The 13,725-nt window shown below is 70.0% G+C and carries 24 protein-coding genes; 18 read left to right on the forward strand and 6 right to left on the reverse strand.

Going from position 1 to position 13,725, the window contains the following annotated elements:
- Positions 1–16: 16 nt before the first annotated feature.
- Complete coding sequence (locus tag AC3RXY_RS03235) at positions 17–613, reverse strand: TetR/AcrR family transcriptional regulator (RefSeq protein ID WP_491509462.1); 597 nt, start codon at positions 611–613, stop codon at positions 17–19.
- A 103-nt stretch (positions 614–716) separates the two neighbouring features.
- Here AC3RXY_RS03235 and AC3RXY_RS03240 point away from each other — a divergent pair, with 103 nt between their 5' ends.
- From AC3RXY_RS03240 to AC3RXY_RS03250, 3 genes are read left to right on the forward strand one after another with little or no spacing between them, the layout of a single operon-like run.
- The gene (locus AC3RXY_RS03240; RefSeq protein WP_491509463.1) at positions 717–1,241 is read left to right on the forward strand and encodes a GNAT family N-acetyltransferase; all 525 of its coding nucleotides are present in this window, start codon (positions 717–719) and stop codon (positions 1,239–1,241) included.
- Positions 1,238–2,122: a class I SAM-dependent methyltransferase gene (locus tag AC3RXY_RS03245; RefSeq protein WP_491509464.1), complete on the forward strand. Its 885-nt coding sequence runs from the start codon at positions 1,238–1,240 to the stop codon at positions 2,120–2,122. Before AC3RXY_RS03240 ends, AC3RXY_RS03245 begins: the two co-directional genes overlap by 4 nt.
- Positions 2,123–2,151: 29 nt before the next feature.
- Positions 2,152–2,412: a hypothetical protein gene (locus AC3RXY_RS03250; RefSeq protein WP_491509465.1), complete on the forward strand. Its 261-nt coding sequence runs from the start codon at positions 2,152–2,154 to the stop codon at positions 2,410–2,412.
- Between the two features lie 137 nt (positions 2,413–2,549).
- Here AC3RXY_RS03250 and AC3RXY_RS03255 read toward each other — a convergent pair whose 3' ends face one another.
- Both AC3RXY_RS03255 and AC3RXY_RS03260 read right to left on the reverse strand, forming a co-directional pair.
- Entirely contained in the window at positions 2,550–2,732 is a 183-nt protein-coding gene (locus AC3RXY_RS03255; RefSeq protein WP_491509466.1) for a hypothetical protein, read from the reverse strand.
- Between the two features lie 117 nt (positions 2,733–2,849).
- On the reverse strand, positions 2,850–3,494 hold the full coding sequence (locus AC3RXY_RS03260; RefSeq protein ID WP_491509467.1) for a TetR/AcrR family transcriptional regulator: 645 nt from the start codon (positions 3,492–3,494) through the stop codon (positions 2,850–2,852).
- Positions 3,495–3,574: 80 nt separating this feature from the next.
- Here AC3RXY_RS03260 and AC3RXY_RS03265 point away from each other — a divergent pair, with 80 nt between their 5' ends.
- Positions 3,575–4,975: an MFS transporter gene (locus AC3RXY_RS03265; RefSeq protein WP_491509468.1), complete on the forward strand. Its 1,401-nt coding sequence runs from the start codon at positions 3,575–3,577 to the stop codon at positions 4,973–4,975.
- On the opposite strand, the gene AC3RXY_RS03270 is transcribed toward AC3RXY_RS03265, so the two are convergent.
- Positions 4,959–5,585 carry a TetR/AcrR family transcriptional regulator gene (locus AC3RXY_RS03270; protein WP_491509469.1) on the reverse strand — a complete coding sequence of 209 codons (627 nt, stop codon included), beginning with the start codon at positions 5,583–5,585 and terminating at the stop codon, positions 4,959–4,961. The genes AC3RXY_RS03265 and AC3RXY_RS03270 overlap by 17 nt on opposite strands.
- 80 nt (positions 5,586–5,665) lie before the next feature.
- Here AC3RXY_RS03270 and AC3RXY_RS03275 point away from each other — a divergent pair, with 80 nt between their 5' ends.
- From AC3RXY_RS03275 to AC3RXY_RS03335, 13 genes are all read left to right on the forward strand, one after another.
- On the forward strand, positions 5,666–6,133 hold the full coding sequence (locus tag AC3RXY_RS03275) for a hypothetical protein (protein ID WP_491509470.1): 468 nt from the start codon (positions 5,666–5,668) through the stop codon (positions 6,131–6,133).
- Positions 6,133–6,873, forward strand: coding sequence for a GAP family protein (locus AC3RXY_RS03280; RefSeq protein ID WP_491509471.1), 741 nt, complete (start codon positions 6,133–6,135; stop codon positions 6,871–6,873). The genes AC3RXY_RS03275 and AC3RXY_RS03280 overlap by 1 nt, the downstream gene beginning before the upstream one ends.
- Positions 6,874–7,026: 153 nt before the next feature.
- Positions 7,027–7,545, forward strand: a complete 519-nt coding sequence (locus AC3RXY_RS03285; RefSeq protein WP_491509472.1) for an Asp23/Gls24 family envelope stress response protein — start codon at positions 7,027–7,029, stop codon at positions 7,543–7,545.
- Complete coding sequence (locus tag AC3RXY_RS03290) at positions 7,542–7,733, forward strand: DUF2273 domain-containing protein (RefSeq protein ID WP_491509473.1); 192 nt, start codon at positions 7,542–7,544, stop codon at positions 7,731–7,733. The genes AC3RXY_RS03285 and AC3RXY_RS03290 overlap by 4 nt, the downstream gene beginning before the upstream one ends.
- Positions 7,730–8,116 (forward strand): NTP pyrophosphohydrolase, encoded by a 387-nt coding sequence (locus tag AC3RXY_RS03295; protein ID WP_491509474.1) that lies wholly within the window; start codon positions 7,730–7,732, stop codon positions 8,114–8,116. Before AC3RXY_RS03290 ends, AC3RXY_RS03295 begins: the two co-directional genes overlap by 4 nt.
- Positions 8,117–8,701, forward strand: a complete 585-nt coding sequence (locus AC3RXY_RS03300) for a DUF6286 domain-containing protein (RefSeq protein WP_491509475.1) — start codon at positions 8,117–8,119, stop codon at positions 8,699–8,701. It abuts the gene before it with no gap.
- Positions 8,698–9,315 (forward strand): hypothetical protein, encoded by a 618-nt coding sequence (locus AC3RXY_RS03305; protein WP_491509476.1) that lies wholly within the window; start codon positions 8,698–8,700, stop codon positions 9,313–9,315. The genes AC3RXY_RS03300 and AC3RXY_RS03305 overlap by 4 nt, the downstream gene beginning before the upstream one ends.
- 33 nt (positions 9,316–9,348) lie before the next feature.
- Entirely contained in the window at positions 9,349–9,564 is a 216-nt protein-coding gene (locus AC3RXY_RS03310) for a hypothetical protein (protein WP_491509477.1), read from the forward strand.
- Positions 9,565–9,640: 76 nt separating this feature from the next.
- On the forward strand, positions 9,641–9,814 hold the full coding sequence (locus AC3RXY_RS03315; RefSeq protein WP_491509478.1) for a CsbD family protein: 174 nt from the start codon (positions 9,641–9,643) through the stop codon (positions 9,812–9,814).
- Between the two features lie 75 nt (positions 9,815–9,889).
- Positions 9,890–10,156 (forward strand): GlsB/YeaQ/YmgE family stress response membrane protein, encoded by a 267-nt coding sequence (locus AC3RXY_RS03320; protein WP_491509479.1) that lies wholly within the window; start codon positions 9,890–9,892, stop codon positions 10,154–10,156.
- A gap of 154 nt (positions 10,157–10,310) precedes the next feature.
- On the forward strand, positions 10,311–10,850 hold the full coding sequence (locus tag AC3RXY_RS03325; protein WP_491509480.1) for an RNA polymerase sigma factor: 540 nt from the start codon (positions 10,311–10,313) through the stop codon (positions 10,848–10,850).
- Positions 10,847–11,467, forward strand: a complete 621-nt coding sequence (locus AC3RXY_RS03330; RefSeq protein ID WP_491509481.1) for an Asp23/Gls24 family envelope stress response protein — start codon at positions 10,847–10,849, stop codon at positions 11,465–11,467. The genes AC3RXY_RS03325 and AC3RXY_RS03330 overlap by 4 nt, the downstream gene beginning before the upstream one ends.
- Positions 11,464–11,817, forward strand: a complete 354-nt coding sequence (locus tag AC3RXY_RS03335) for a hypothetical protein (RefSeq protein WP_491509482.1) — start codon at positions 11,464–11,466, stop codon at positions 11,815–11,817. Before AC3RXY_RS03330 ends, AC3RXY_RS03335 begins: the two co-directional genes overlap by 4 nt.
- 9 nt (positions 11,818–11,826) lie before the next feature.
- Here AC3RXY_RS03335 and AC3RXY_RS03340 read toward each other — a convergent pair whose 3' ends face one another.
- Positions 11,827–12,195: a winged helix-turn-helix transcriptional regulator gene (locus tag AC3RXY_RS03340; RefSeq protein WP_491509483.1), complete on the reverse strand. Its 369-nt coding sequence runs from the start codon at positions 12,193–12,195 to the stop codon at positions 11,827–11,829.
- A gap of 133 nt (positions 12,196–12,328) precedes the next feature.
- Here AC3RXY_RS03340 and AC3RXY_RS03345 point away from each other — a divergent pair, with 133 nt between their 5' ends.
- Positions 12,329–12,979 (forward strand): NAD(P)-dependent oxidoreductase, encoded by a 651-nt coding sequence (locus AC3RXY_RS03345; RefSeq protein WP_491509484.1) that lies wholly within the window; start codon positions 12,329–12,331, stop codon positions 12,977–12,979.
- Between the two features lie 104 nt (positions 12,980–13,083).
- Here the strand turns inward: AC3RXY_RS03345 and AC3RXY_RS03350 are convergent, their stop codons facing one another.
- Positions 13,084–13,710 (reverse strand): TetR/AcrR family transcriptional regulator, encoded by a 627-nt coding sequence (locus AC3RXY_RS03350; RefSeq protein WP_491509485.1) that lies wholly within the window; start codon positions 13,708–13,710, stop codon positions 13,084–13,086.
- Positions 13,711–13,725 lie beyond the last annotated feature (15 nt).

Genomic DNA, 13,725 nt, shown 5'->3' on the forward strand with positions numbered 1-13,725 from the left:
GGCGTGACCCCCGAGATCATGTCGTTCCTTCGCGGACCAGCGACCGGGCGGCGCGATCCACGAGCGCGCGGGCAGACTCGACGGTCATCCGCGCGCCCGGCGTGATGATCTCCAGACAGACGCCGGAGATGAGGGCGCTCAGCAGGAGGACGGAATCGTCGACCCGATCGCGTCGCACGGACCCTTCGTCGGCCAAACGCTCAATCCAGGATGTGAGCCGGCGATGCGAGAGCTCCGCGGTTGCCGCGAGGAGACTGGTTGCCATGCTGTCGGCATCCGGCGGCAGGGCGTGCCGGTACATCGCGAACCACATCTCGAGGAGATGCTGGGCGGTGACCCCGTCGGGCAGGAACTGCAGGACACACTGCGACAGACGGTCGCCAGGGTCCTGGGAGGATTCTGCGATGTCGAAGTCCTCGATGGTGTCTTCCATCACCTGCTGCACGACGGCGGCGTGAAGAGCGGCCTGCGTGGGGAAGTAGTGACGTAGAGTCCCCATCCCGATGCCGGCCTCCGCGGCCACCGCACGCACGGTCACGGCGTCCAGACCGGCCTGTGTGGCGAGCTGCGCGGCGGCTCCGACGATCGACTCGCGCCTCTCCGTCCTGGCCATGCCAGCACATTAGCACAGTGTGCTAATGCCGCTGTGCGACAGCGGAGACGCGGCGGGCGATGCGTTCGGGACGCACGTCGCGCCGAGATTAGGATCGTGCGACATGGACCCAAACTTTCCGGTGCGCCGTTTCGTGGAAGCCGACGCGGCGCCTCTCACGCGGCTGCTACATCTCGCCTATGCCGAGCTCGCGGACCGAGGCCTGAATTACACCGCGGCCGACCAGAGCGAGGCGACCACACGGGCTCGTGCGCAGGCCGGATGCTGCTGGGTCGTCGAGCACGACGACCAGATCGTCGCCACGCTCACGATCTCGTTTCCCCCCTCGCCGGCCCTGCGCGAACTCACCGCGACAGCGCGGGCGCCCCGCCGGGCGTGGCTCAATCAGGTGGGGGTCTTGCCCTCCCTTCGCCGGAGAGGGCTCGCGGCCGCTCTCTGGGGGGTCGGGCGGAGATGGGCGGTCGCGCAGGGGGCGACATCGGTCGGCGTCGATACCGCTGTCCCCGCTGAGCATCTCGTCGGGCTTTACCGCTCGTGGGGATTCCAGGCGCAGGACACCATCCACTGGCCGGGAAAGACCTACGACAGCGTCGTGATGGTGCGCCCCGGGAGCGAGGGGGACGCATGACAGACGGAAGCGCCGGCGACGCGGACTACGGCGTGATCGGAGCCGGCTATGCCCGGTACCGCCGTCCGGACCCCCGTTTCCAGGCCGCGATCGAGCAGGCTTTCGGCGCTGCTCGGACGATCATCAACGTGGGTGCGGGAGCCGGCTCCTACGAACCGGAGGGCCGCGCGGTGACGCCGATCGAGCCGAGCGCTGCGATGCGGGCGCAGCGGCCGGCGCATCGGGCCGTCGCCGTGGATGCGACCGCCGAGGCCCTGCCCTTCGCGAACGACGTCTTCGATGCAGCCCTGGCCTCGTTCACCGTGCACCAGTGGTCCGACCTCGACGCCGGGCTGCGCGAGATCCGCCGGGTGACGGCTGGCCCGGTCGTGGTTCTCACCTGCGACCCCGACGCGCTCTCCCTCTCGTGGCTCGCGGCGTACGCGCCGGAGGTGATCGCCACGGAGGCGCGCAGATACCCGCCGATCTGGCGCATCGCCGCCGGGCTGGGAGGTGAGGTCGAAGTCATCTCGCTGCCGATTCCGCAGGACTGCACCGATGGCTTCTCCGAGGCCTACTTCGGTCGCCCTGAGTCGCTCCTCGACCCGGGGGCCCGTCGTGCGAACTCGGCCTGGAGCTTCGTCGACGCCGCTGTCGAAAGACGGTTCGACACGACCCTGCGTGATGACCTCGCATCGGGGGAGTGGGATGCCGCGTACGGGCACCTCCGCACCGCCGACAGCTTCGACGGCTCCCTGCGCCTCATCGTCTCCCGCCCTGAGGGTGCCGGCTGGGCGGCGTTCCGGGCGGCAGTCGGCGGTGGGTGGTCGGATCCGGTCCTCGGCGACGAAGGCATCTGTGACGAACCGGTCGCCGGCGCCGTCCTACCGGAAACGGCATGATGGCCGTCACCGGAAGAGGAGTGGAGTTCATGATCGGTAAGAAGGATGTTCAGAAGGCCGCCAAGACGACCGCGTGGAACCCGGTGCAGGTCCTGGCGAACTGGGGTGTCCGCAGCGGGCACGCCTACACCGCCGGGTTCGTGTCGATCGGGATCGCCCTGCTCTCGTGGCTGGCCTCGCGCGGCAAGAACGACAGCAAGTCGCAGTCCGACCGCTGGGGGATCTTCATCGGCCAGTGGGCGCCGACGTTCTTCGGGCTGGGCATCGCGCTGAAGCTCGAGAAGGACTGAGTCGGTCCTCTGCCGGGTGGCGCTGCCCCCGGGGCAGCGCCACCCGGCAGAGGAGTGTCCGCCAGGATGTCCGGCGACCGTCTCGGCGATGCGGCCTGCCCGCTCCCTCGCGGCACGGTGCCGGCGCTTCCCGAGCGCTAGCTCCTCTTCCGCCGGGCGACGACGATGTCGAAGATGCTCCCGGCGCCGAGGCCGATGGCCAGGCCCAGGGCGATATGCGGGGCATCCCCGCCCAGCATCGCGCCGACCGCGAGTCCGAGGATGAGGCCGGTGCCGGATCCGAGTCCGGGCGGGATCGTCCTGCTGTTCTTTTCTGTCATGCCCACCACGCTATGAGCCGGTGCGGCGGGAGACATCCACCCTGCGGCGGACGTGCGGCCGGCGAGGTCCGTCGAGCGGCGGTCATCCCGATGCCCGGTCCCTGTCGCGTCCGCGCATCAGGGCTCGCTGTTGAAGCTCACCCATTCGGACCAGGTGAGAGCGGAGCCGCGCTGGCTCGCCGCTCCGACGGCCACCTGCCGGAGGCCGGCCAGATACAGGTCGAGCTGCCGCAGGTGCAGCGCGGTGGCGTTCTGCGGAGGAATGGCGAGGTGCGGGCGCAGCTGGGCGATGGCCATCATGATCTCCGCCGCCGTGTAGTCGTCGGGAATCACGCCGCGCCCGCGATCGGCCGCGATCAGGGCATCGAGGGCGTGGTGGAGGCGGTCGGCGGCGGCGTCGATGTCCGGCGTGGTCGGCAGGCGGCGGCCGAAGGTCGTGGCCAGAGGGTTGGCCGCCTCCTCGATGTGGCGGGTCAGGAATCGTGCGACCGCGGACTCGGTGTCTTCCTCGACGACCTCGTGGGCGATGCGGGTCACGTCCTCCAGTGCGAGGAGCCGCAGCGCGTGCACGAGGTCTTCCTTGCAGGCGTACCGGCGGTAGACGGACGCGATGCCGACGCCGGCGCGTTTGGCGATCGCGGAGGTGGGGGCGTCGAAGCCCTGCTCAGCGAAAACGTCGCGCGCGGCCTCCAGGACGGCGCGGTCATTCACCCTGGCCTCTTTGGCGCGGCCGCGGTCGGAGGGGGCGCTGGCGGGGTTCACGATCTCAGGGTAGCGAGGAAACCGGAAAGGACATAGATTGATCGGAGCGGAGCATTCCGCTCCGATCAAGAAGGAAGCCCATGACGTCCTCTGCCACCCTGACCGAGCCCGCTGTTCGCACCGGACGCGGCATTCTGCCCGCACTCGTGTGCGCGGTGCTGTCGTACTCCCTCATGCAGACCCTGCTCGTGCCCGCTCTGCCGGAGATCATTGCGGGCCTCGACCTCGATGTGACCGGCGGCGGGTGGGTGCTCACGTCCTATCTCGTCAGCGGAGCCATCGCAGCGCCGATTCTCGGCGCACTCGGCGATCGCTTCGGGCACCGTCGGCTGCTGCTCGTCTCGATGATGGTCTTCGTCGCGGGCAGCGCGCTGTGCTTCTTCAGCGTCACCTACCCGGTGTTCCTGCTCGGCCGCGTCCTGCAGGGGGCATCGACGGCGTCGTTCCCGCTCGCCCTCGCGATCGTGCGGCGGCATCTGCCGGCGACCGCCCAGCCCTCCGCCGTCGGCTGGCTGGGCGGTACGCTCGGTCTGGGCGCCGGTGCCGCCCTGGTGATCGGCGGCTTCATCGCCGAGATCTTCGGGTGGCGGTGGCTGTTCGCCGTCGGCGTGCTCCTCGGCGGGATCAGCATCGCCCTGGTGGCGATCTGGGTGCCCCGCTCGGAGCGCGCGGAGGGGCCGCACGGCCGGCCGGACTGGCCCGGGGCATCGTTGCTGGCGATCGGCCTGCTGTCCCTGCTGCTGGCGGTGGCGCAGGGCTCGTCGTGGGGCTGGGGGAGCCCGGCGGTGCTCGGGCTGGCGGTTCTGGCCGTCGCCGCGCTCGTGAGCCTGTGGCTCGTGGAGCAGCGGACCGTGAACCCGCTCGTCGACGTGCGTGTGCTCGCGCGACCGGCCGTCGCGGCGGTGAATCTGCTGACGCTGATCCTGGGCTTCATCCCGTATCTGTTCTATGTCGGGCTGCCGGTGCTGTTCCAGGCCGCGCAACCCCACGGCTTCGAGATGGACGTCGCCCAGACCGGGTTCGCGATGCTGCCCTCGGCGATCCTCGTCTTCGTGGGCGGCCGGCTCGCCCCGGTGCTGCTCGCGCGCATGCGGCCCGCGGTCGTCGCCGCCCTCGCGCTGCTGGCGATGGGGGTGGGGAGCGTCGGCGCTGCGCTGCTGCCCGGATCGCTGCCGGCACTGATCGTGTTCTTCGCGATGATGGGGATGGGCAACGGCCTCGGCTTCACCCTGGCCGCCGACCTCGTCTCTCGCCTCGTGCCCCGCGATGAGATCGCCGCAGCGGTCGGCGTCAATTGCGTGATGCGCACGGTGGGGTCGTCCTTCGGTGCCCCGATCACGATGCTCGTCCTGGGCGTCGGAGTCTCGCCCGGATCATTCCCGCTGCTGTTCACCGTCGCTGCCGTCGCATCGGTCGCGGGCGTCACACTCAGCGCCGCCATCCGCGAGCGGCCACGGGGTGCGGTCATTTCTCAGAAATGACCGCACCCCGTGGCCGCTCGCGGATGGGTGAGGGGTGGAGCGCGGTGATCTCCTCGCGCACGATATCGAGGGCCCATTCGACGTCGTCCGGGGCGGTGTGCAGCAGGTGGAAGGCGAGGCCGTCCACGAGCGCGTGGAGGCGGCGGGCCTTCTTCATGGTGGCCTCGTCGCGCTCGGGGCTCTGGGTGAGGAGCTCCACGAGCCCGGTGCAGGCCTCGCGAAGCTGGCGATGGGCGTGGTCGCGCACCTCGATGAGCGCCGGCTCGGCAGGACACTCGCCGAAGAGGGCGAAATTGACCTCGAGCTCGGCCCTGCTGTCGGCCTCGAGGGGGAGGAGCTGGGCGATGACCTCGAAGGCGTATGCGGCCAGGTCTTCACCGCGGGGAATGCTCCGCACGCGCTCGGTGGCGCGGCGGACCATGAGCTCTGCGGAGAAGACCAGCAGCTCCGCCCGTGTCGGGAAGATGTAGCGCAGCGAGCCCACCACGAGTCCTGCCTGCTCTGCCACGGTGCGCACGGACACCGCGCCGACGCCCTTGTCGAGCACCACCTGCCACACCGCCTCCGCCAGCTGCTCTCGGCGGGCCTCTTTGTCGATGCTCCTGCTCACGCGATCACAGTAGCACGGTCGTGCTACTGTGATCGCGTAGTACAACCGTGCTAGAAAAAGGCGACAGGGGAGGACGACGGATGCCGCACAGACGGATCACACGACAGGCGCTGCTTCTCGCAACGGTGACGGCGGGGCTTCTCGCGCTGTCCGGCTGCGGGGTCGTGCAGCACACCCTGGAGGGTTTCACCGATTCCCCCGCCGGAGAGCCCTCGGAGTCCACGGACGAGGCAGGGCTCGTGGTCGAGATCCGCTTCGACAGCGATGCGGCCACGATCGCCGCAGTGGACGTCGAGCTGGAGACATCATCGGACGCGGAGAGCGTGCGCGAGGACGCCCTGACCCTCCCGGTGAGTCTGGAGTTCCACGTCGCCACGGACACGTTCCTGCCGCTGCGCAGCGTGACTGCCTCTGCCGAAGCGGCGGAGGGAGCGAGCTTCATCAGCTGCGAGATCCTGGTCGACGGCAAGACGGTCGCCTCGGAGCGCGGCACCGGGAGCGCTGCGCGGGTGGACTGCGAACGACGCCTCCGCACGGGGCCGTCCTGATGGACACGGCCTCCCTCGGGGCGCTCGCCCTGCTCGCTCTCGTCGACGCCGGCAGCTTCGGCACCCTCCTGATCCCGATCTGGCTGCTCGCGGCTCCGGGCCGGCTGCGCGTCGGCCGGGTCCTCGCCTACCTGGGCACCGTCACGGCCGCGTACTTCCTGCTCGGCGTCGTCCTGCTGCTGGGGGCCGGTGCTCTCGCCGAGGCCTATCGCGACGCGGTCGCCTCGGAGGGCTTCCTGATCGCGCAGCTCGCGGCCGGCGTTCTGCTGCTCGTCGTGAGCCAGCTGATGGACACCAAGAAGGCCAGGGCGAACGCCGCCCGCCGGGCAGCCGCCGGCGGTGGCAGGCTGCTGAGCTGGCGGGGCAGGATCCTGCGCGGCGAGGATGGTGCCGGGTCGCTCACCGCCCTGATGGGGCTCGCGCTCACCGCGGTCGCGATCGAGGCGGCATCGATGCTGCCGTACCTCGCCGGGATCGGGATCATCACCGCCCGCGGACCAGGCTTCCCTGCATCGACGGTGATCCTGCTCGGCTACTGCCTGGTCATGATCGCCCCGGCGCTCGTGCTTCTCGTGCTGCGGATCCTCGCCGCGTCGGCCCTGGAGCGGCCGCTGCAACGCATGGACGCGTGGCTGACCCGGTACGCGCAGGCGACGACCGCGTGGGTGATCGGCATCATCGGCTTCATCCTCGCCGCGCGCGCTCTGTTCGCGCTGGGATGGTTCGGACTCGGGGGCTGAGGCCTGCGCCCGGCCGACGGATTCCCGTATCGCGCATCCGGAAGTTTTTTGTGACATCCGGTGATCGAGCCCCGTCTCATGTGTAGAGCGTTCTTCTTCGCTCGTTCCATGGTGCAGCTCGAACGGCTGCGTGATTATGCGGAGGTAGTTCTGATGGCTACGGATGAGACGAACACGGCTGTTGCGTCCGAGGGTGGCGCCGCCACCTCGCGGAGCGCGAACTCCGCCCCGGCGCATGCATCGCGGGTGGACCGTGTCTCTTCGGCTTCGCGCCCCAGCGGCGACGACGCCCACTCGGCAGGACGCACCACGATCGCCGAGGGCGTCGTGGCGAAGGTCGCCGGCATCGCGGCACGCGAGGTTCCCGGCGTGCACGCGCTCGGCGGCGGCGGAGCCCGTGCTCTGGGCGCGATCCGCGACGCGGTGAACGCCACCGACCTCACTCAGGGTGTCAAGGTCGAGGTCGGCGAGACCCAGGCCGCTGCGGACATCACCATCGTGGTCGAGTACCCGGCCCCGATCCAGGAGGTCGCTGAGAACGTGCGCAGCTCGGTCGCCAACGCGATCTCCCGTCTGGTCGGCCTGCAGGTCGTCGAGGTGAACATCGACGTGAACGATGTGCACCTGCCCAGCGACGACTCTGACGACGACTCCGAGTCCCGCGTCTCATGAGTGCGACGCTGGCCGGAGCGCTGGTCGGCGCCGTGCTGGCCTTCGCCGGGCTGATCTTCGGCTTCTGGGGCTTCCTGCTCGTCGTGCTCCTCATGGCGATCGGTGCCCTGGCCGGGCGGATGATGTCCGGAGAGCTGGACATCCGAGCGGTGGCAGCGGCGTTCACGGGTCGGCGAACCTCGTCATGAGCTCCGTGACCGTTGCAACCCCGGCGAACGCGACGCTCGGAGCCGTGTCACGACACCCCGGCGCCGTCCGGGTGCGTGAGCGCGTCATCGACAAGGTCGTTCGGGAGGCTTCGGCGGTCGCGATCGGTGTCCCTCGAGGTGATGTCGACGTCGAGGTGTCGGAATGGGGCGGGGGCCTCGCCGTGCGCGTCGCGGCGAGGCTGCCGATCCCCGACCTCGCCGACGTCGAGGCGATCCGCGCCGAGGTGCCGATCGTCGAGCGCATCCGTCGTCTCCAGTCCGCGCTCGCCGCGGAGTACGCACGCCTGACCGGGCGAGAGATCCGTCGGGTGTCTTTCACCGTGACGGGCGCGATCATTCCGGAACGGAAGAGGGTGAGTTAGATGACCAGCGCCGTGCTGAAGCGCGTGGTGCGTCGGGAGACGCATTCGCCGCGAACGGTGGCGACGGTGATCGTGCTGATCGTCGTCGCCGCGGCCGCCGTGTACGTCGGCATCGAGGTCGTCCTGCACCTCCTCGGCCTGAGCCCCCTCCTGGTGGGACCGGGGGTCGCGCTCGCGTGGATCCGCGACCTCCCCGAGTCGGGAGCGCAGGCGCCGATCGTGGCGGCCGGCGTCGTTGCCGCGATCGTCGGAATCGTCCTGGTGTGGCTGGCGCTCGCGCCCGGGCTGCGCCCCAAGCACCAGCTCGCGATCGGACAGCACGCGGTGATCGCCGACAACGGCGTGATCGCCTCGTCGATCGCCGAGCACGTCCGGCGTGAGCTCGATCTTCCCCGTGGGGGAGTGGTGGTCGGTGTGGGGCACCGTGGTGCCGACGTCACCGTTCGCCCGGAGCCGGGCCAGACCGTTGCCAAGAGCGACGTCCGCGCCATCGCGGAGGCCGAGGCCGCCCGCTATGACCTCTCGCCGCGCCTGAAGGTGCGTGCTCGCGTCCTGCGGGCCGCCGATATGGAGGAGCCATCGTGAATGCCACGAACCGGGGCGTCAACCGCGTCATCCTCTTCCTCGTCGGCATTGTCCTGCTGGCCGCGGGCGGCGCCGTCGTGACCGCTGCGGTATGGCCGGTCGCCGGAGACATCTGGCGTACCGGGATGTCGACGGCGGTGGACTGGATGATCGAGGCCGACACGGTCACCCGCGTCTCCGAGGCCACAATGCTGAGCTGGTTCACGATCGCCCTGCTGGCGGTGCTGCTGCTGATCGTCGTGATCGTCGTGGTCGTCATCGCCCGGCTCGGTGGCGGGCGGACCAGTGCCGTGATCCGGGAGGATCCCGGCCAGGGCGCTCAGGGGGCCGTGACGATCCGTCAGGCGTTCGCGTCGGACGCGATCACCCACTCTCTCGCCGGCCGCGATGAGATCCTCTCGTCGCGGGTGAACGCCCGCCGGGTGGGGGATGCCGAGGTGCTGCACGTGAGCGTCACCCCGCGGCAGAACACGTCCCCCGCCGAAGTCGCCGAGACGGTGTCGCAGTTGGTGGACAGTCTCGCGACCCTGACCGGCAGAGAGACACTCACGCTCGTGTCGATCCACTCCGGGATCCGTTCGCGGCTCGCGGCGGATCGGGCACGGGTGAGCTGACCCCCTCGGGGGCATGACGAAAGGAGCAGAGCGATGCGGAAGAACCTTCTGATGCTCGCGGTGATCGTTCTCGCTGGGTACCTGGTCGGCGTGGAGTCGGCGAAGTCGCGCGGCAAGAACTACGAGGATCTGCGGCACCAGCTCGAGCGGCTCTGGACGAGCCCCGAAGCCAGGAAGTCGCGCAGACGAATGGCGAAGAAGACCCGCAAGTCGATCGAGAAGGCTCGCAAGAGCCTCATCGGCAGCTGACGCGGATCGCACCGATACCTCAAGCGAGCCGCCCGCAACCCGTCCGGGCGGCCCACCACGAAGAAAGGAACACACCATGAGTGCTGGAGACAAGATCAAGGCCGCAGCCGACAAGGTCGCCGGTCAGGTCAAGGAGACCGTCGGCAAGGTCGTCGACAACGACAAGCTCGTCGCCGAAGGCAAGGCCGACCAGGCCAAGGGCCACGTCAAGGACACGGTCGAGGACGTCAAGGACGTCTTCAAGAAGTAAGAGCGCACAGTGCCGGGGCGGGGGTCCCGCCCCGGCAGCTCATCCCCATTCCCCTCGTTCGGAAGGACTGATCCCATGGGTTTCTTCAGTTTTCTGCTTCTCGGTCTGATCGCGGGCGCGCTCGCGAAGCTCATCCTGCCCGGAAAGCAGGGCGGCGGCTGGTTCGTCACCCTGTTGCTGGGTGTCGTGGGCGCCATGCTCGGCGGCTGGCTCGGCGGCATCCTGTTCAACGTCAACCTGGAAGGCTTCTTCCACTTCTCGACCTGGGCCCTCGCGATCGGCGGGTCGGTTCTGGTGTTGCTCATCTACGGCCTGATCACCGGCCGCCGCGCAAAGGAATAACGAAACCCCACAAGGGTCTGCGGGATCCGATGCCCGCGGGAGATGATGAGAGGGAGCGGGCGGCGGCGACCTCGCCGCCCGCCGGCCCTCACCGGAGAGGTGCCCTTCACGAGAGGGGAAACGAAGGATGAGCAGCGGAGGCAACAGTCGCCCGATGGAGGGCGCGGACGATCGGATCGTCGCCGGGCGCGCAGCCGACGGCGACACCGCGGCGTTCGCCGTCCTGGTACGCAGGTATACGCCGATGATGCGTGCGTATGCCCGTCGCATCCTGCCCGGCACCGCAGACATCGACGATGTCGTGCAGGACGCGTTCATCACAGCCTGGGATCAGCTGCCGCAGCTGGCCGATCCCAGCAAGGTGAAGAGCTGGCTGATGCGGATCACCAGTCGCAAGGCGATCGACCGTATTCGCGCCTCGCGCGTGCACGCCGATGTGACCGAGGTGCCGATCGTCGCCCCGGAACGGATAGCGCCCCCACGGCAGGCGGAAGCACGTGCCAGCCTCGCTGCATTGAGCGATGCTCTCCGGCAGCTTCCCGACGCCCAGCGCGAGTGCTGGGTGTTGCGGGAACTCGGCGAATACAGCTATGAAGAGATCGCGGACGAACTGGACATCCCGACCTCGACCGTCCGCGGGCTGCTCGCGCGGGCGCGCAAGGACATCATTGTTCGGATGGAGCAGTGGCGATGAACGAACATGACACCCTCGATCCCCGAGGCTTCGGACTGGAGCCGGAGGACCTGGACGGGCACACCGTCGAGGAGCTCTCCGACTACCTCGACGCGGGGCGCACCCCGCTGAACCCTGCGATCGAGCAGTCGGCCGGATGCCAGCTCGCGCTCGACGCGCTCGCGCGCCTGCGTGCACTCACCCCGGAGCTTCTCGCCGCGGACGCCGCCGCCGAAGCGGAGCCGGATGACAGCTGGGTGCAGAGCATCCTGGCCGGCATCGCCCTCGACGCACGCGCCGGCCGGCGCATCCCGATCACCGTTCCCGAGCCGGACACGGATCTGGGCATCACCGAGGGCGCGGTGCGCGGTCTCATCCGATCGGCCGAGGACGCCATCCCCGGTCTGCTGGTGGGCCGATGCCGGTTCCGCGGCGACGTGACCGTGCCCGGTGAGCCCATCGGCATCGACATCGACATCAGCGTCGCCTACGGCGACACGATCCCCGATGTCGCCGAGCGTCTGCGAGCGGAGATCGGTGCGCGTCTCGTGGCGCAGACGACGCTGAACGTCAGCGCGATCGACATCGAGGTGCACGACCTCCGGCAGCTTCCTGGCCCTGCGGAGGACGGCCGGTGACCGGGCGGCAGGACGCGGAGCTGGCCGCCGGGATAGAGGCCGCCGTGCGCGCGGTTCCTGGCGTCGCCGCGGTGTTCCCGGCGGGCGGTGTGGTCGCGCGCGTGATGGACGCGGGTGCTCGGCTCCTCGGGGCGGAGGACGCTCGCCCGCCCCGGATCCGGGTGGACCGGTCTCCGAGCGGAATCCGCGTCGAGATCCTGATCGGCGTCGATGCCACCGCGGGGGCGGTGCAGACCAGTCACGGGGTGCATGCAGCAGCCGCCGCCTTCTGCGCGGCGCAGGGTGCTCCGGCACGCGACATCGTCGTCACCGTCGCCCACGTCGAGGGTGCGCGGCAGAGCGACTCCTGACGGCCGCGGTCAGCCTCGCGCCGGCACGGGTTCGCTCGCTGTCCGGGCGGCGAGCACGGCGCTCATGTGCGTGGTGGCCCAGTCCTCCAGGGCACGCAGGGGCTCGCGGAGCGTGATGCCCAGGGCGGTGAGCTCGTACTCGACCCGCGGCGGGACCTCGGCGAAGACGGTCCGGGTGATCAGGCCGTCGCGTTCGAGGGCGCGCAGCGTCTGGGTGAGCATCTTCTGCGATACGCCGTCGACCCGGCGCGCGATCTCGGAGAACCGGAGCGCGCCGCCGTCCAGGGCTCCGATCACCAGAACCGTCCAGCGGTCGCCGATGCGATCGAGCAGCTGTCGCGTCGGGCAGTCCTGCACATAGGGGTCCCACTCCTGCACGATCGTTCCTCCGCACACTAGACCTGGTTACCCCCAGGTGCCTACTTCCCTAGGGTTTGCAACTCTCTTAGAGTAAGTATTGCAGAGGGGGAGGGACCGCCTCCACCATCGTGAATCGAGAAGGAGCACGCACATGACTCGCATCACCGTTCTGGGGGGGACCGGCTACGCCGGAAGCAACATCGTCGCGGCCGCCGCGCAGCGCGGCCACCAGGTCGTCTCGTACAGCAGGACGCTGCCGGAGACCACCGTCGAAGGCGTCGAGTACCGCACCGGCGACGTCTCGGACGACAGCGTGCTCACCGCTGCCCTGGACGGCACCGACGTCGTGATCTCGGCGCTCTCGCCGCGCGGGGCGCTGGAGGCGCCCGGTGCGCTGCGCACGATCGAGAAGAAGGTCGCCGATGCCGCAGCCGAGCGCGGCGTGCGTTTCGGCGTCGTGGGCGGGGCCGGCTCGCTCCTGGTCGCCGAGGGCGGCCCGCGGCTGGTCGAGACCGCCGACTTCCCGGACGCGTTCCAGGCGGAGGCGTCCGAGCTCGCGGGCGTTCTCGACGACCTCCGGGCCAGCGCCGATGCGCTCGACTGGTTCTTCGTGAGCCCCGCCGCGAGCTTCGGCGCGTGGGCGCCCGGCGAGGCCACCGGCTCCTACCGCGTCGGCGGCGACGTGCTGCTCACCGACGAGAGCGGTGAGTCCCGCATCTCCGGCGCAGACTTCGCTCTCGCGGTCGTGCAGGAGGTCGAGCAGCCCGCCCACCGCCGAGCACGCTTCACGGTCGCCTACTGAGCGGCCGCCCGCGAGCGGTCGCACGGGCCCGCTCCGGGACGGTGCTCGCCTGAGCGCACACCGTCCCGGAGCGGCCCGGCCGGAGCGGGCCGCCGACTCTGCCATCAGTCCGGCGCGAAGATCTCCGGGTGGGCGGCGATGAACTCGGCCTGCTCCGACGCCGACAGACCGACGACGCTCAGCACAACGCGAACGACGGTCGCATCCGCCTCGGCATCGCTCGTGGACGGGGGCATGCCGTGCAGGGCCGCGCGCGCGGTCTCCTCGATGAGGACCGCGAGCAGCTCGATCGGCATATCGCTGCGGAACGCGCCAGAAGCCACACCGGTGCCGGTGAGCTCGCGCACGCGGCGCCGCAGCGGTTCGAGGGCCACCGCGGTGTCCGCCAGGTGAGCGTCGTCGAGAGCGATGCTGGCGGAGGCCCGCACCGCAGACGCCTCCCGCCACAGGCGGGTCGCCATGCGGCTCAGTGCGACCAGCGGGTCGGGGTCGTCGGTGGCCTCCGCGATCGTGTTGAAGCGCTGTGCCCCCACGGCGATCACCTCACGCAGCAGGCTGTCCCGGTCGGCGAAGTGACCGTAGAGCGCGCGGCGGCTCAGACCCGCTGCGTGCGCGATCGAGTCGAGGGATGCGTGGGCGTTCTCGCCGAGCGCCGCCTGCGCCGCCTGCAGCAGAGCCTCACGATTGGCGAGGGCGTCTCGTCGACGTCCCCGCGGGGTCGCCGTGGTCACATCACATCCTTTCCG

This window comes from Microbacterium longlingense (assembly GCF_058349825.2).

Coding starts and splice junctions, on each gene's coding strand:
- AC3RXY_RS03235 (WP_491509462.1), bottom strand. CDS start 613: ATGGCCAGGACGGAGAGGCGCGAGTCGATCGTCGGAGCCGCCGCGCAG.
- AC3RXY_RS03240 (WP_491509463.1), top strand. CDS start 717: ATGGACCCAAACTTTCCGGTGCGCCGTTTCGTGGAAGCCGACGCGGCG.
- AC3RXY_RS03245 (WP_491509464.1), top strand. CDS start 1,238: ATGACAGACGGAAGCGCCGGCGACGCGGACTACGGCGTGATCGGAGCC.
- AC3RXY_RS03250 (WP_491509465.1), top strand. CDS start 2,152: ATGATCGGTAAGAAGGATGTTCAGAAGGCCGCCAAGACGACCGCGTGG.
- AC3RXY_RS03255 (WP_491509466.1), bottom strand. CDS start 2,732: ATGACAGAAAAGAACAGCAGGACGATCCCGCCCGGACTCGGATCCGGC.
- AC3RXY_RS03265 (WP_491509468.1), top strand. CDS start 3,575: ATGACGTCCTCTGCCACCCTGACCGAGCCCGCTGTTCGCACCGGACGC.
- AC3RXY_RS03275 (WP_491509470.1), top strand. CDS start 5,666: ATGCCGCACAGACGGATCACACGACAGGCGCTGCTTCTCGCAACGGTG.
- AC3RXY_RS03280 (WP_491509471.1), top strand. CDS start 6,133: ATGGACACGGCCTCCCTCGGGGCGCTCGCCCTGCTCGCTCTCGTCGAC.
- AC3RXY_RS03285 (WP_491509472.1), top strand. CDS start 7,027: ATGGCTACGGATGAGACGAACACGGCTGTTGCGTCCGAGGGTGGCGCC.
- AC3RXY_RS03290 (WP_491509473.1), top strand. CDS start 7,542: ATGAGTGCGACGCTGGCCGGAGCGCTGGTCGGCGCCGTGCTGGCCTTC.
- AC3RXY_RS03295 (WP_491509474.1), top strand. CDS start 7,730: ATGAGCTCCGTGACCGTTGCAACCCCGGCGAACGCGACGCTCGGAGCC.
- AC3RXY_RS03300 (WP_491509475.1), top strand. CDS start 8,117: ATGACCAGCGCCGTGCTGAAGCGCGTGGTGCGTCGGGAGACGCATTCG.
- AC3RXY_RS03310 (WP_491509477.1), top strand. CDS start 9,349: ATGCGGAAGAACCTTCTGATGCTCGCGGTGATCGTTCTCGCTGGGTAC.
- AC3RXY_RS03315 (WP_491509478.1), top strand. CDS start 9,641: ATGAGTGCTGGAGACAAGATCAAGGCCGCAGCCGACAAGGTCGCCGGT.
- AC3RXY_RS03320 (WP_491509479.1), top strand. CDS start 9,890: ATGGGTTTCTTCAGTTTTCTGCTTCTCGGTCTGATCGCGGGCGCGCTC.
- AC3RXY_RS03325 (WP_491509480.1), top strand. CDS start 10,311: ATGGAGGGCGCGGACGATCGGATCGTCGCCGGGCGCGCAGCCGACGGC.
- AC3RXY_RS03330 (WP_491509481.1), top strand. CDS start 10,847: ATGAACGAACATGACACCCTCGATCCCCGAGGCTTCGGACTGGAGCCG.
- AC3RXY_RS03345 (WP_491509484.1), top strand. CDS start 12,329: ATGACTCGCATCACCGTTCTGGGGGGGACCGGCTACGCCGGAAGCAAC.